General features: G+C 43.0%; 9 protein-coding genes. 3 read left to right on the top strand and 6 right to left on the bottom strand.

Translation table 11 applies throughout. The annotated features are described in order from the left end of the window. Positions 1–375: 375 nt before the first annotated feature. Both abc-f and MusilaSJ_RS23070 read right to left on the bottom strand, forming a co-directional pair. A complete protein-coding gene (gene abc-f, locus MusilaSJ_RS23075) occupies positions 376–2,298 on the bottom strand; it encodes a ribosomal protection-like ABC-F family protein (RefSeq protein ID WP_274987126.1) in 1,923 nt (640 codons plus the stop codon). Between the two features lie 208 nt (positions 2,299–2,506). Then, entirely contained in the window at positions 2,507–3,277 is a 771-nt protein-coding gene (locus MusilaSJ_RS23070) for an SGNH/GDSL hydrolase family protein (RefSeq protein WP_274987125.1), read from the bottom strand. A 211-nt stretch (positions 3,278–3,488) separates the two neighbouring features. Here MusilaSJ_RS23070 and MusilaSJ_RS23065 point away from each other — a divergent pair, with 211 nt between their 5' ends. After that, on the top strand, positions 3,489–4,553 hold the full coding sequence (locus MusilaSJ_RS23065) for a LacI family DNA-binding transcriptional regulator (protein WP_274987124.1): 1,065 nt from the start codon (positions 3,489–3,491) through the stop codon (positions 4,551–4,553). A gap of 33 nt (positions 4,554–4,586) precedes the next feature. Here the strand turns inward: MusilaSJ_RS23065 and MusilaSJ_RS23060 are convergent, their stop codons facing one another. Beyond that, complete coding sequence (locus tag MusilaSJ_RS23060) at positions 4,587–6,146, bottom strand: beta-N-acetylhexosaminidase (RefSeq protein WP_274987123.1); 1,560 nt, start codon at positions 6,144–6,146, stop codon at positions 4,587–4,589. 739 nt (positions 6,147–6,885) lie between these two features. On the opposite strand from MusilaSJ_RS23060, the gene katG reads away from it, so the two are divergent. Further along, complete coding sequence (gene katG / locus MusilaSJ_RS23055; protein WP_274987122.1) at positions 6,886–9,162, top strand: catalase/peroxidase HPI; 2,277 nt, start codon at positions 6,886–6,888, stop codon at positions 9,160–9,162. Positions 9,163–9,463: 301 nt separating this feature from the next. On the opposite strand, the gene fbp is transcribed toward katG, so the two are convergent. Both fbp and ppsA read right to left on the bottom strand, forming a co-directional pair. Next, positions 9,464–10,510, bottom strand: coding sequence for a class 1 fructose-bisphosphatase (fbp, locus tag MusilaSJ_RS23050; RefSeq protein WP_274987121.1), 1,047 nt, complete (start codon positions 10,508–10,510; stop codon positions 9,464–9,466). 78 nt (positions 10,511–10,588) lie between these two features. Then, positions 10,589–13,042, bottom strand: a complete 2,454-nt coding sequence (ppsA, locus tag MusilaSJ_RS23045; protein ID WP_274987120.1) for a phosphoenolpyruvate synthase — start codon at positions 13,040–13,042, stop codon at positions 10,589–10,591. A 128-nt stretch (positions 13,043–13,170) separates the two neighbouring features. On the opposite strand from ppsA, the gene MusilaSJ_RS23040 reads away from it, so the two are divergent. Next, entirely contained in the window at positions 13,171–14,058 is an 888-nt protein-coding gene (locus tag MusilaSJ_RS23040; protein ID WP_274987119.1) for an AraC family transcriptional regulator, read from the top strand. Positions 14,059–14,135: 77 nt separating this feature from the next. Here MusilaSJ_RS23040 and MusilaSJ_RS23035 read toward each other — a convergent pair whose 3' ends face one another. Beyond that, positions 14,136–15,728 carry a RagB/SusD family nutrient uptake outer membrane protein gene (locus MusilaSJ_RS23035; protein ID WP_274987118.1) on the bottom strand — a complete coding sequence of 531 codons (1,593 nt, stop codon included), beginning with the start codon at positions 15,726–15,728 and terminating at the stop codon, positions 14,136–14,138. Between the last annotated feature and the right edge of the window lies 1 nt (position 15,729).

Raw genomic sequence — 15,729 nt, 5'->3', positions numbered from 1 at the left:
TACCGTTCGCGATTGCTTCTTTCCTCAATGACGGGGTAAAACGGGTGTCATGCTGAGCAATGTCATTAACTTAAGGAAAATCCCCCAGAGGGGGGACAGGTTTGTAGCAAAATATTATACCGATAACAACCGTGCCAGAGGTACGGAACACCGGAGTTGTGTACCGCTGGCACACCAAAAATCTATTCAAAATGGTTTCTACAAACCTTTTGCACCTCTGGTGCAGCTTGTCAATCTCTTAACTTAATGACATTGCATGCTGAGCCTGTCGAAGCATGGTGGGCAGGCCTCTGCGCACGACCCTTCGACAAGCTCAGGGTGACAGGCTCTTTACACTCAATGTCGTTTGCACTCAACTAACATGGTGCTTTTACCTTACGATTCCAACTCCAAAATCTGCTCGGCCAGTGCTTCCCACTTGTCCTGCATTAGTTTCAGCTCGGTTTGTTTGGCGCTGTAGGCAGCGTTGGTTTGCTTTAGTTTGGCGTTATCGCTGTATATTTTTTCGTCGGCCAGTTGGGTTTCAAATTGTTTTACCTCTTTTTCAAGGTCGGCAATTTGCTGCTCCATTTTTGCCAGGTCCTGATTTAGTTTTTTAAGCTGCTGATGCTTATTTTCGCCTTGCGGCTGTTTAACAGGCTCAGGCTTTTTCTCTTCCTTTTTAGGCTGAGGTGCAGGTGCAACAGCTTTGGGTTCCAGTTTACGTTTGGCATACCATTCGTCAAACTCGGCATACGTACCCGGATAAATCTTGATCTTCTGATCTTCAATAAACCAGATCTTGTTCGCTACGTTATCAAGGAAATACCTGTCGTGCGATACCACAATGAAAGTACCCTCGTACTGGTCAAGCGCCTGGATCAGGATATTAACCGACTGCATATCCAGGTGGTTGGTAGGCTCATCCAGTACCAGGAAGTTGGCATCGGCAGTAAGCGCCTTAGCCAAAGCCACGCGCGATTTTTCACCACCCGAGAGTACTTTGATCTTCTTAAACACATCGTCACCGGTGAACAGGAATGAACCTAAAATGGTACGCAACTCGGTATCAGTATGTTTGGGGGCAAATGATTGCAGCTCCTGCAATATCTGATTTTCGAGGTGCAAAGATTCCAGCTGGTGCTGGGCAAAAAATGTAGTGGTTACGTTATGGCCAGTGGTTACCGTGCCGGTGTAATCTTTATCGGCAGATGCGATGATGCGCAACAGGGTTGATTTACCTTTGCCGTTGGCACCGATAAGCGCAATTTTATCACCTTTTTCAATTACCGCCTCAGTATGATCAAGGATATCAATGGCAGGGTATTTTTTGGTGATATCCTCTAAAGTTATCACGTGACGGCCTGATTGCTTGCTGAAACGGAACGAGAAGTTAACCGATGGGTTATCATCATCCACATCATCAATACGCTCCATTCTATCCAGCATTTTGATGCGGGATTGCGCCATTTTGGCCTTAGAAGCTTTGGCACGAAAACGCTCGATCAAACGCTCTTCCTGTTTTATTTTTGATTGCTGGTTTTTAAACTCACCACGCTGAATTTCTTCGCGCAGCGCTTTTTCTTCGAGATAGAAAGAGTAATTGCCTGCGTAAACAGTCAGCTTACCCTTGCGCGATTCAACCGTGCGGTTGATCACTTTATCCAGGAACCACCTATCGTGCGATACGATGATGATGGCGCCGGGGAACGATTTCAAATAATCTTCCAGCCATTGGATAGATGGCAAGTCGAGGTGGTTGGTAGGCTCATCCAGCAGGAGGATATCAGGTGCCTGTAACAGGATTTTGGCCAGCATTACACGCATCCGCCAACCGCCCGAAAAGGTACTCAGCTTGCGTTTGCAATCCTCATCACTAAAACCCAAACCGGCTAAAATCTCATGGGCTTTATATTCAATGTTGTAACCATCGAGCAGTTCAAACTCGTGCTGCTTGTCGCTAAGTTTATTTAACAATTCTTCGCTATAATCCGTTTCAAGCTTTTTGAGCAGGTTCTCGATCTCATCGTGCAGCTGGTTCTGGCGCTCAAAGGCTTCCATGGCCACATGTACAATGTTTTTGTCAGATGAGTATGAAAGCAGATCCTGGTTAAGGTACCCCATAGTAAGGTCCTTAGCCATTGATACCGTTCCGGAAGTAGGCTTATAGTCGCCTACAATAATTTTTAAAAGGGTAGTTTTACCTGTACCGTTGGCACCAATTAAACCAATTTTTTCACCGGGTTTAATATGCCAGTTAGCTTCATCATATAGGGCCCGCGCACCAATCTCGAACGTAAGGTTATTTATAGCAATCATTTACGCGCAAAGATACTGTTTTTTGAGCTTAAAGCCGAAGGCCCAAAGCTGAAAGCATTTTGAAGCTTAAAGCAGAAAGTGGAAAGCTTTTAGCTTCTTACGAGCTTAAGGCACAAAGCAAAAGGCTCAAAGCCTTTAATCCCTGACAGCTTAAACATACTATAGGATATTAAAAGCTTTGAGCCTTAAGCCTTCGGCTTTTAGCTTCTTATAAGGCTCCAACTGCTTTCAGCCATGTTTGGGCCATGAGTGCTTCGCCGGCTACGCTGGGGTGTACACCATCAAGGTTCCAGTAGGTGGCCGGTGCGGTTTGTTCGGCTTTGTCAAATGCAGATTGGTAGGGTACAAACACGGCGCCGAACTCGGCTGCTACATTTTTGGCTGCCTTACGGTAAGCATCAAATGCCGGGTACCACTTATCATCAACAGCCTTCACATTTTTTTCGGCAAAAGGCTCGCAAATTACCAGTTTAATATCGGGCAGAGCCTGTTTTGTGCGGGTAAGCAGTTTTTTATAGTCGGTAATGTAAGTATCAATAGTACCTGTATAACCGTTGGTAAGCGTATGCCAAAAGTCGTTTACACCGATGTGTATGCTCAGCACGTTTGGTTTAAGGGCAAGACAATCGGTGTCCCAACGGTCGGCCAGCTGAAATACTTTATTTCCGCTGATGCCTTTATTGTAAATTTTAAGTCCTTTATCGGCATGCTTAAGCAACAATTGTGATGCTGTAAGCAATGCGTAACCCGAGCCTAAAGCACTTGTGGTATTGGGTTCGGTTTTGTTATGATCGCGGCCCCAGTCGGTAATGGAGTCGCCCTGAAAAAGCACTACATCGCCCTGGTTAAAAGTTATTTTTGGGGCTGGTTTTTCGGCAGCTAAAGCCGATGAAACAATTGAGGGTATGCCCATAGCAGCAAGTGTGCCTACAGCAGTGGTTTTTAAAAAATGACGACGGTAGTTTTTGGTATCTTTCATTTGAGGATTATAAAGGTATTTGCCGAAAATACTGATTTGCTGTAACTATTAAAATTTTGTTGGGCTTTGTATCAGTATTTGTAATTGACCGGCCTTAAAGTTAAGCGCTGTAACCGACAATTTAAAAAACGTTTTGCCGACATTTAATGCGTAGCCCGTAATTATAAACAGGCACAATTATCAAAATATAGTACATTTGGTTTACACGCTCATGAAAAAAACAGGAACCGAATTAACAGGTGTTAAAGAAATTGCCCGGAGGGCAAATGTATCCATTGGCACTGTAGACAGGGTTATTCACAACAGAAAGGGGGTATCTGAGGATACCAAAAAGAAGATCAATGCCATTATTGAGGAAATGAACTTCCGGCCCAATAAAATGGCCAGCCTCTTAGCATCCCGTAAGATCTTGAATTTTGCCATCCTGATCCCGGCTGTTTCTGATGAAACAGATTATTGGAGCTACCCTTTAAACGGCATAAAACAAGCAGCAGACGAGATTAGGCAATTTGGTGTAACCGTTCAATATTACTTCTACGATCTCAACTCAAAAAGCAGCTTCCATAAAGCGGCCGATGAGTTGCTGAAAAACGAGCCTGACGCGGTACTCATGGCTCCATCATTTGTGGAAGATTCAATGGCGTTTGTCAAAAGGATCCTGGAGCTTGAACTGCCGCTGGTATTTATAAATTCGGATTTGCCCGGCCAGCCTGGCCTTACCTATATCGGTCCTGAGCTTTATCAAAGCGGTATGCTCGCCGCCCAGCTAATCAGCCTTGCCATTCAAAAACAGGATAAAATTTTAACGGTAAACATATCAACCGATCTCGAAAATAACCATCACCTGCTGAGAAAGGAACGAGGGTTTAAAAGTTTTTTTGAGAGCAGCGGGAACACCAACCGGATTATCACCCTTCATATTAACGACACCAAATTTGACACGGCAGAAAAAGTATTGCTCCATGAATTAACGGCTGAACCTGCCATCAAAGCCATTTTTGTAACCAACTCAAGGGTAAACGTTATAGCCGGGATTTTAGCAAAGCATAAACAAACAGATATATTGCTTGTGGGCTACGATTTCTTGAAAAAAAATATCGATTACCTTATAACCGGCCAAATTACCTTCCTGATTTGCCAGCGCCCTAAAGAACAGGGCTATCTCGGCGTCATGGCACTTTATAAACATCTCTTTAAAATAAGCGGGGTTGAAAAATCAACTTATATGCCTATTGATATCATCACGAAAGAAAACTACCGGTTTTATAATGGGTAGTTTAAACTACAAGCAATCTGAAGATCTCAAACCTCACTTTATTTTAGCCAAACGGTTATACAGCACATGAATCTTCTGGCTTCTCAATAGATTTTCCTCATCGAGTGCCGATTTGTAAAGAAAATCCTTATTAAGCGCAATGAACGCAGCGCTCAGCTTTTGTTCATCAGCCAATAGTTTATCAAGTTTTGTTAGGTATACCGGAACCTGATCGGCAGAAAAACCGGGTGAGTTTACTTCAGTTTCAATTGTCATGCAGGTAAGGTAATACACCCTGATCCCTGCCATTAAAACATAATGTCTAAACTCCTGCTCCTCTCTTATCGGTTTCAATGATTTCAGCATGTTCAGGGCATTAGTCGCGCTATCCAGCAACTGGTTTACTGTTATCTCCTTTGGCGATATAACCTTTCCGTGAACCACATTGTAGGGCGTGGCAAATAAAGCATTCTTAAACTGCATGGCCTGTTGCGGGTTTAAGCCATAACGGGAACTACAATAATTGGTGATGAACTGATCATTAGTTAACTTTCTATCGCCATTTAAGGTACTTAGATAATAATTAACCAGGATATTGAAACCGTTTAAAGGATATACATGGCGAATAGCATATAAGTCGATCAGTTCATCTTCCGATTCAAACAGGGAGGAGTAAACACCCGAGGTTGACCATGAGGTCATGACGATGCCTTTATAACCCAGCTTTCGGGACAAGGGAATAAAATCCCTGATGTTATTAAAATGTTTTTGCCAATCGGTAAGAAAATAGTTATCCGGGTAACTTCTGATCGCCGGCGATCCCCAGATCTCATATCCTGATTTTAGCAGTTTGGCATGATCACCAAAATGGTTCACGTCCCAGCCATAATTCCAATCTACAAAAACAGTTTCCTTGGGCAGCAGGCTAATATAGTTCGGATATTTCAAGGCGATATCGGCCCATACAATTGGCCTTTTCCCCAGGCCTGCCACAATATCACACAACATTTTAATATGGTCAAAATACAATCGCGACAAGCCTATTTCGGCTGCTCGCTTTTTGCATTTTTCGCAGTGTCCCAGTAAGTAGGTCTCGTCGCCACCGATGTGAATGTAGGGCGAGTTATGCGTTGAAACCAAATCGGTGTAAAGGGAGGTGAATAACTTCTTATTTAATTCGGGCTCACTTGGGCAAACCTGGCTAAAATCTTTCTGATCTTCTCGCAGGGCGGCATATTTATAATTGCGAAGGATATACTCCACGTGTCCAAAGCTTTGCTGCAGTGGAATCACCTGGATATGAAGCGAATTACAATAGCGCACAAAATCGCGAACCTCTTCTCGTGAATAAGCATACCTGTTGGCAATAAGAGGTTCTTTCGCAAACGGATAACTTCCCTCCCATTCCATTATAATAGTATTAATACCGTTTTTACCCAGGTTTAAAGCAAACCGCTTTAAGGCAGGTAACTTCATTACCTGGATCCGCATATCTAAGTGAAAACCTTTTATTTGAACCGAATCTGCCGGTTTAAAATTGATGGCTGATCCCGAAAAACTCAAACCCGCAATGAGCAGAAATAAAATAAAACCACGCTGCAAAAAGGTCTTCATATTAATAAAAAATTGGATTACAACCATACGTGTACGCACACGTTATACAATAATATGCATTTTACAACAAAAAAAGCTGTCCGAAAACAGCCTCTTTTAATATTTTTATATACAGGATCCTACTATAGAGCTATCAGAAAGTAAAATTTAAATGAAGGAGTATTGATGGCAGGGATAATAAACAATGTGTTATCCCTGGCTAACACATTGTTTTTTTTAACTAAAACTGTATTTTACAATGAAAATACCCATTAAAGAACTATCGGGAATATTGTTACAAGCACCACATAACGCCTGGTATATTTTCTAAGCCATAACCTTTAGGCCCAATATTTTCAAACCAATTAACAGGGCACAACCTTTAACATCTTCATATTTTCGATAAGACGGTTTTGATTAGGTTATTGTTACAGGATGGGATATTTTTTCAATACTGATAAGATTAAGGTTAATGCAAAACTAAACAATTCGTTAACAAAAGGATCGGAAATAGATTAAAAAAGTGTTTTTTGCTTATTAGATCAAGGTAAAATTAAAGTCACTTACCCTTTTTTTGTTTCCATAGATGGCAATTCTCCTTCCATTTTTGACGATTCCGTGTCATCTAACCATATTATAGTTTTTAACTATCTGCACATAGAATTAATTGATTGTGATTGTTGAGGTTAACATCATAATTTTATAAAACTTAATACCCCAGGCGGGATTTAAGCAGCAGATTCAAAATATAAATATAATTATGGAAAACGGATCAAATGACATTAGTAAATGCCCTTTTCACAACGGCACAATGAAGCACAATGTTGGCGGCGGCGGTACGCGGAACCACAATTGGTGGCCAAACCAGTTAAAGCTAAATATCCTGCGTCAGCACTCTTCGCTGTCAAACCCAATGGAAGAAAGCTTTAATTACGCGGAAGCCTTTAAAAGCCTCGACCTGGAGGCTGTAAAAAACGATTTACATGCGCTCATGACCGACTCGCAGGATTGGTGGCCGGCAGATTTTGGTCACTATGGTGGTTTGTTTATCCGCATGGCCTGGCACAGTGCAGGTACCTATCGTGTAGGTGACGGTCGCGGCGGTGCCGGTGCAGGTTTACAGCGTTTTGCGCCGCTTAACAGCTGGCCCGATAACGTAAGCCTTGATAAGGCCCGCAGGCTGCTTTGGCCCATTAAACAAAAATATGGCCGCAAAATTTCGTGGGCCGACTTGATGATCCTTGCCGGAAATATAGCGCTTGAATCAATGGGATTTAAAACCTTTGGCTTTGCCGGCGGTCGTGAAGACGCCTGGGAAGCAGATGAATCTGTATACTGGGGTGCAGAAACTACCTGGCTGGGCGGCGATATCCGTTATGCACATGGTTCGCACGGTGTGCAGGAAGGCCATGGCGTACTGGTTTCAGATGATGATGCCGATGGTGATATTCACTCACGCAATCTTGAAAAACCACTTGCCGCAGTGCAGATGGGTTTGATCTATGTAAACCCCGAAGGACCAGACGGCAACCCCGACCCGGTTATGGCCGCTAAAGATATCCGTGATACATTTGGTCGTATGGCCATGAACGATGAGGAAACCGTTGCATTGATAGCAGGCGGCCACACTTTTGGCAAAACCCACGGGGCCGCATCTGCAGATAATGTAGGTAAGGAGCCCGAAGCCTCTGACATTGGAGCACAGGGCTTTGGCTGGCATAATCGTTACGGCTCTGGCAAAGGAGCGGATACCATCACCAGCGGCCTGGAAGTAACCTGGACCACAACGCCAACCAAATGGAGCAATAACTTTTTCGAAAACCTGTTTGGCTTTGAGTGGGAATTAACCAAAAGCCCGGCTGGCGCGCACCAATGGGTGGCTAAAAACGCGGAAGCTATCATCCCCGATGCTTACGATGCTTCCAAAAAGCATTTGCCAACCATGCTCACCACCGATCTTTCTTTAAGGTTTGATCCTGCATATGAAAAGGTATCAAGGCGTTTCCTGGAAAATCCTGATCAGTTTGCTGATGCCTTTGCACGCGCATGGTTTAAATTAACACACCGCGATATGGGGCCAAGGGTCCGTTACCTGGGTGCCGATGTACCTAAAGAAGTACTGCTTTGGCAAGATCCTATCCCGGCTGCCGATTACGCAACGATAGTTGAAAGCGACGTTGCTGCTTTAAAGGCGAAAATATTGGCATCTGGCTTAAGCATATCTGAATTGGTTTCAACAACATGGGCTGCTGCCTCTACTTTCCGCGGGACCGATAAACGCGGTGGTATAAATGGTGGCCGCATTCGCCTGGCCCCGCAAAGGTACTGGCAGGTAAATAATCCTACACAATTACAAAAAGTGTTGAACGTGCTTGAAGGGATCCAAAAAGATTTCAATAATGCTCAAACCGATGGCAAAAAAGTTTCACTGGCCGATTTGATCGCGCTGGCAGGAAGTGCTGCTATTGAGAAAGCGGCTAAGGATGGCGGTCATGATATCGCCGTTCCGTTTACTCCGGGTCGTACCGATGCCTCACAGGAAGAAACCGATGTAGAATCATTCGGTTACCTCGAACCTGCAGCCGATGGGTTCCGCAATTATCGTAAAACAAAACACCCGGTTTCTACCGAAGAGTTACTGATTGATAAGGCGCATTTACTCAGCCTGACAGCGCCTGAACTAACTGTGCTGCTGGGTGGCCTGCGAGTATTAAACATCAATTATGACGGATCGAAACATGGCGTGTTTACCTCGCGTGAGGGTGTGCTTAGTAACGATTTCTTTGTAAACCTGCTTGATATGGGCACCGCATGGAAAGCCACATCTGCCGACAGGGAACTTTACGAAGGCAGCGACCGCAATACCGGCGCCATAAAATGGACAGCAACCCGCGCCGATCTTGTACTCGGCTCCAATGCTGAACTAAGGGCTATTGCAGAAGTATACGGAAGTGCCGATGGACAAAACAAATTTGTGAAAGATTTTGTTGCCGCCTGGACCAAGGTAATAAACCTCGACAGGTTTGATCTGGCTTAATATTAAAAGCAACGCTGTAAACAAACACTGCGTTGGTAAAAAATGGGTGTCATGCTGAGCTTGTCAAAGCATGGCGGGTAGGGCCTCTGCGCGCGTCCTTCGACAAGCTCAGGATGACAGTCCCTCTACACCCAATGCCATTTATAAATACAACTGTGAGCTATTACTTTACGTGTTTAACAAGTAAAATAATAGCCCACAGTTTTTTAATTAAAAATCCGGGTAATTTAAATAGCGCCCCCGCTCCCCCGGTTTGTCTTTAAATTAATTTATAGCTTTTAGCGTTGTGCTTTTAGCTTCATTATATCAATTCCATATAACTATAGTCAACATTAGTTGTAATTGGCGAAAAGCGCCTCATCATCTCTTCTGCTTTAGTCACCATCTTTTTTGAACCAATGAAGATGCCTGTACGCTGGTGCAACTCAGTAACATCAAGATCTAAAATGCGTTGGTATCCGTTACTGGCTTTCCCCCCCGCCTGTTCAATAATGAAAGCCATAGGGTTGCACTCATAAATTAAACGCAGTTTCCCTTTCGGATCGCTTGCATTTGCCGGGTAAATAAAAATGCCGCCTTTAATCATATTCCTGTGCAGGTCGGCCACCATGGATCCAATGTATCTTGCCTTAAAAGGCCTGTTTGTTGCCACATCTTCAACCTGGCAATATTTAATATATTTTTTTACACCATCAGGAAAATGAGAATAATAGCCTTCATTTATAGAGTAAATTACCCCATCATCAGGGATTTGCATTTTGGGATGGGAGAGGCAAAACTCACCCAGCGAAGGATCTAACGTAAAACCGTTTACCCCTTTACCGGTGGTGTAAACCAACATGGTTGATGAGCCATAAATTACATAGCCCGCAGCTACCTGCTCGGTTCCTCTTTGTAAAACATCTTTAATGGTAGCTCTTCCATCTGTTGTTGTTCTGCGGTAAATAGAAAAAATAGTGCCCACGCTCACATTTACATCAATGTTAGACGAGCCATCCAGGGGATCTATGGCTACAATATATTTGGCATGTTTGGAGATCTCGCTGTCAATATCGATATATTCATCGCTTTCTTCCGATACAACAATACAACATTCGCCGCCATGCTGTAAGGCCGAAATAAACTGTTCATTGGCAAAAACATCCAGCTTTTTCTGGCTTTCTCCCTGTACGTTTACCGAACCGTTATCGAGGGTGAGATCAGCTAATCCTGCCCTGTTAACTTCCCTGTTAACAACTTTTGCCGCAATACCAATGTCTCTCAGCAACCTGGAGAGCTCGCCTTTGGCATAAGGAAATTCTGCTTGTTTTTCAATAATAAACTGGCCTAAAGTTTTTACCGCTTTCATATAAATAAAATTTTAAGATTAGTACCGCTACCCGAATTAAGTAGCGGCTTTAGCATTAGTTAATAAATTTCCCGTTTGTCAGGCAGATAGACATAGCCGTTTTGCTGCTTCAATTTCATCCTCTATCTTCCTGATAGCCATTACTGTTTTAAAAAATGAGTCAGGCGTTACAGAGATACTGTCAATCCCCTCTTCTACCAGGAACTGGGCAAAATCAGGATAATCAGATGGCCCCTGCCCGCAGATCCCCACTTTAACGCCTCTTTTCTTTGCAGTTTTTATTAACGATGAGATCATGAACTTTACCGCATCATTACGCTCGTTATATAAGCCGGCCACTAAAGAAGAATCACGATCGAGCCCCAGTACAAGCTGGGTAAGGTCATTAGAGCCAATTGAAAACCCATCTACATGATCGGCAAACTGTTCGGCCAGGATCACATTAGACGGAACTTCGGCCATCAGGTAAACTTCAAGCCCGTTTTCCCCGCGTTTCAGGCCATACTCGTTCATGGTTTCGTATACCAATGAAAGCTCATTCACTGTGCGGCAAAAAGGGATCATCACTACCACATTATCAAGACCCATCATTTCGCGCACCTTCTTAATAGCTTTACATTCCATCCCAAAAGCATCTTTATATACTTTAGAATAGTACCTGGATGCTCCCCTCCAACCGATCATTGGATTTTCCTCATTCGGTTCGAAATACTTGCCGCCGGGCATATTATAGTATTCATTGGTTTTAAAATCCGAGAAACGTACAATTACTTTATTGGGATAAAATGCAGCGGCTATCTTGGCTATTCCGTAGGATAACTTTTCAATAAAATAAGCTTCTTCACTCTCGTAGCCCAGCATAGCTTCCTCAATATGGGCGGTTAACGAAGCATCATTCAGGCTCCTGTGTTCGAGCAGGGCCAACGGGTGAATTTTTATATAGTTATTGATGATAAATTCCTCCCTGGCAAGGCCTACACCTTTTCCTGGATAATGCGCATAATTAAATGCTATTTCGGGCGATCCGATATTCATCATCAGCGGGGTTTCAATCTCGGGCAGGTCATTAAGATCATGTTCCCGCTTAGTAAACGCCACTATGCCGCTGTAAATAATTCCGGCATCTCCTTCGGCGCAGGAAGCGGTTATTTCATCGCCGGTTTTTAGAACGGTAGTTGCATATTCGCAGCCAACTATAGCCGGAACACCTAATTCCCGGGCAACAATGGCGGCATGGCAGGTCCGGCCGCCTTTATTCGTAATGATAGCCGACGCTTTTTTCATTACCGGTTCCCAGTCAGGGTCGGTCATGTCGGTTACCATGATATCACCGGGTAAAAAATCAATTTCGTGGATATTCTGCTTTCCGATACCGCTGAGATTATGCACTTTGCCGGTCGCTATTTTATCGCCAACAGCAATACCTTTCAGCAGGATCCTGTCTGCTCTGTCGGGATCATTAATGCGAAATTCGGTAAGCAGGTTTACTTGCTTGCGGGAGTGAATAGTTTCAGGCCTTGCCTGTACTATAAACAATCTGCCGGTGATCCCATCTACAGCCCATTCAATATCCATGGGGCACCATTTGCCTTTTAATTTGGTGTAATAGGCCTCAATAATAATTACCCAGTTACTCAATTGGATGATCTGATCATCCGACAGGCAAAACCTTGAACTATCCTCAACCGGGGTGTCAATGATTTTTACAGCTGCCTCCCCTGGGTTTCCATAAATCATCTTTATGTGCTTTTTGCCCAATTTTTTTTCAAGAATGGGCCTGAAACCGCTTTCAAGCAGTGGCTTATAAACGATAAACTCATCGGGATTAACCGATCCCTGTACTACCATTTCGCCTAAGCCATATGATCCGTTAATGATTACAGCATCTTTAAAGCCACTTTCTGTATCTAACGAAAAAGCTACCCCCGAAACGCCTTTGTCTGAGCGGACCATTTTTTGAACACAAACAGATAAGCCCACATTAAAGTGATCATAATTAAATGATTCCCGGTAACTAATAGCTCTGTCAGTAAATAATGAGGCGAAGCAATTTTTTATCGCTGTTAATAAGTTCTCTTCCCCTCTTATGTTTAAATAGGTATCCTGCTGGCCTGCAAATGATGCATCGGGCAGGTCTTCCGCAGTAGCCGATGAGCGGACTGCAACGTCGGCCGCGTTATCTGCATATTGGATCAGCAGATCCTTATAAGCTTCAAGGATCTCATTCTCCATAACAACAGAAAACCGGCCGTTTTGTATAAGCTTTCGTATTTTACTGCCACAGGATAACAGCACCTGCAAGTTGGACAGCTCTTTATCCTCAAGGATATCCCTGATCATTTTATCAAGCTGATTATCTGCAATGAACTGGTAATAGGCCTTACTTGTTATGATAAACCCGTCAGGAATATCAATTCCAAATTGAGAGATGTTCTGCATCATTTCTCCAAGCGATGCATTTTTACCTCCTACTAACTCAATGTCACTTATCGAAGCTTCAATAAGTTTCATAGTAAACTTCTTTTCCTTCATGGCTTAAATTTTATAAAACGAAGTTAGCCGCTTAACAAACTGCCCAATGCTTAAATATTCACAACAAGTAATACTATATTCATAATATATTACCTATTTTTAACTTTTTATATCACTATAGTATAAAAATGAAAGATTTCTTCGAGCAGGTCCTGAAAGTCGACAATTCAGCTTTTACAATAGCCGAAGCAAAAACTTACCATGCCATTAATAATTTCCACAACCATCCCGAGCTGGAACTTATTTATATTATAAGTGGTGAAGGCACTTTTTCGATAGGAAATACTTCAAAAAGAATTTCAGGGGATACCATGATCATCATAGGCTGTAACGTGCCTCATATGTTTAAGTTTGAAACCAACCGTTATTATGATTACTCCATGAAAAGCGGTAAAATACCCAAACCGCTACAGCTGCTTACCCTTCATTTTGATCCCAATAAATTGGGAAGCACTTTCATGACGCTGCCCGAAAACAACCTGATAAACAATCTTTTAAATAGCGCCAAAAATGGATTATTAATCAATGAAAATTCTAAAGCTGTTGCGGTCGACTTTATCCACCGAATAGAGAATTCGGCCAGGTATGAACAGCTTCCGTTATTGCTGCAACTGCTAAATAAAATTGCCGAGGGCGAACAGGTATCAAACCTGGCCGGTGAAACGGAGAAGAAGATCTTTAACAGGATAGATGAAGTGCGGCTAACGAAGATCTATCTGTATACTATGGACAATTTTTACAAAGACATTAAACTTAAGGAAATAGCAAACATCATACACATGGTGCCGAAAGCATTTTGCCATTATTTTAAATTGCGTACCGGCCAAACCTATTTTGATTTTTTACTGACGGTAAGAATAGAAAACTCCTGTAAACTGATCAGGGAAACCAACGAAAATATAAACTCAATCAGCCGCGATTCGGGGTTTAACAACCTTTCAAACTTTAACAGGTATTTTAAATTAGCTACCGGGAGCACGCCAATGGAATACCGGAGAAAATTCAGGGAGTTTTAAGATCATTAAAGCCCTTCTTAAAAAACAAATGCAGGCTTTTTAGGGCCTGCGTTTGTTAAATAAATAATAGAACTAAATTAATAACCCGGATTTTGTACCAGTTTCGGGTTCAACTGCATTTCCGGTCTTGGGATCGGGAAAATACGTTTATTTGGATTGGCATCTGTCTTTATGCCCCATGGCTTTTCAAACTGCCCAAAGCGGATCAGGTCATTACGACGCCACATCTCCATAGAAAATTCGCGGCCACGTTCGTCCAATATATCGGATAAGGTTACAGCAGTTAAAGGCGAAGCTTTTGCACGTGCCCTAACCTGGTTAACCAATGATAAAGGCGAATCGCCATTGGTTGCTGATGCACCACGTAAAATAGCTTCGGCTTTTTCAAGCAAGATATCGGCATACCTGAACATAGGCACATCATTACCCTGGTTACGGTCGGTGTTCAGGCTGTCCGGATAAAATTTATTATTCCTGTAACCTTCTTCGTTGGCAAGTTCGTCATTACCAATGTCAAACGTTGCCGGATTTTTCCACACAATATCAGGTGTAAACTCCAACTGATGCACTACCGTAGCATTAGGGTTAGGACCTGAATAGCTTGCATCAAGCCCGATGTTGGTTGTTGTAATATTTATTGGAGTACCATCATTATTATACTGTTTACCAACTAAAAATTGCTTTTTACGGATGTCATTTGCGTCGTTAAACAAAGCATAATATTCTTTATAAGTATATACAGGCCCATCAGGTGTGTATGGCATTTTATACTTATTTTTCAGGTTAGGGTTCAATGTCCAGCGCGAATAATACTGTCCCTGCGCCAAAACACCATCATAAGGAATGGCAAAAATAAAATCCTTAATACCCGGGCCGTTATTAGGCTTAAACATGCCTAAATAATCTGCATCTAATCCATACTGACCGCTTTTTATAACGTTATCGCACATGGTGACCGCATCCTGGTACCTTGGTGTGCCAATATAATACTGCGCGTTCAGGTACATTTTTGCGAGTATGGCATACGCTAAACCTTTGGTCGGTCTGCCATAGGTAGTTACCCCTGCTGTCCCGCTCAGATCAGCAATTTGCCCAAGCAATTCACTTTCAATAAATGCAAACACTGCCGCCCTTGGCTGGGTGCCCAGGTTGGTAGTATCACCAAACGTTTTGCTGATAGGAACATTACCAAAAAGATCCATCAGGTAAAAATATGACAGCGCACGCATGGTCTTAATTTCGGCAATAGTTTGCTTTTTTGCATCGCTTTCGGGTGTAGGTGCCAATAACGACAATACCTGGTTACATAAGCTGATGGTTCCGTAACCTCCCGACCAGCAGGTTTCGGTCATACTGTTATCAGGCGTAACAGTGTGCAGGTTTACTGTTGAATAGGTGCCTCCGTCAAGCCAGTTGCCACCACGTGCAACAAGTACGCATTCATCGGTACTTAAGTTTTGTAATAACCAGTATTGCCTGCCCGGCGCCCCACGAAATGAGGTATAGATAGGCCCGGTAGCAGCTACATACTGCGCCGGTGTAGTAGGAAAGTTAGCTGTTGTAAGCGCCGATTTTGGCGTAATATCCAATTTAGTACAACCCGAAAGGTAAATTGCTCCTATAAACATGGCAATGAGGCCAGGTTTTATATATCTTTTTAAATTATTCATG

The organism is Mucilaginibacter sp. SJ, assembly GCF_028993635.1.
In the GTDB taxonomy this organism is placed as follows: Bacteria; Bacteroidota; Bacteroidia; order Sphingobacteriales; family Sphingobacteriaceae; genus Mucilaginibacter.
This window is presented reverse-complemented; position numbering and strand designations above follow the sequence as displayed.

Excerpts from the sequence above, each read along its gene's own strand:
- MusilaSJ_RS23070 (WP_274987125.1), bottom strand. The coding sequence starts at position 3,277 with ATGAAAGATACCAAAAACTACCGTCGTCATTTTTTAAAAACCACTGCT.
- MusilaSJ_RS23065 (WP_274987124.1), top strand. The coding sequence starts at position 3,489 with ATGAAAAAAACAGGAACCGAATTAACAGGTGTTAAAGAAATTGCCCGG.
- ppsA (WP_274987120.1), bottom strand. The coding sequence starts at position 13,042 with ATGAAGGAAAAGAAGTTTACTATGAAACTTATTGAAGCTTCGATAAGT.
- katG (WP_274987122.1), top strand. The coding sequence starts at position 6,886 with ATGGAAAACGGATCAAATGACATTAGTAAATGCCCTTTTCACAACGGC.
- MusilaSJ_RS23035 (WP_274987118.1), bottom strand. The coding sequence starts at position 15,728 with ATGAATAATTTAAAAAGATATATAAAACCTGGCCTCATTGCCATGTTT.
- MusilaSJ_RS23060 (WP_274987123.1), bottom strand. The coding sequence starts at position 6,146 with ATGAAGACCTTTTTGCAGCGTGGTTTTATTTTATTTCTGCTCATTGCG.
- abc-f (WP_274987126.1), bottom strand. The coding sequence starts at position 2,298 with ATGATTGCTATAAATAACCTTACGTTCGAGATTGGTGCGCGGGCCCTA.
- MusilaSJ_RS23040 (WP_274987119.1), top strand. The coding sequence starts at position 13,171 with ATGAAAGATTTCTTCGAGCAGGTCCTGAAAGTCGACAATTCAGCTTTT.
- fbp (WP_274987121.1), bottom strand. The coding sequence starts at position 10,510 with ATGAAAGCGGTAAAAACTTTAGGCCAGTTTATTATTGAAAAACAAGCA.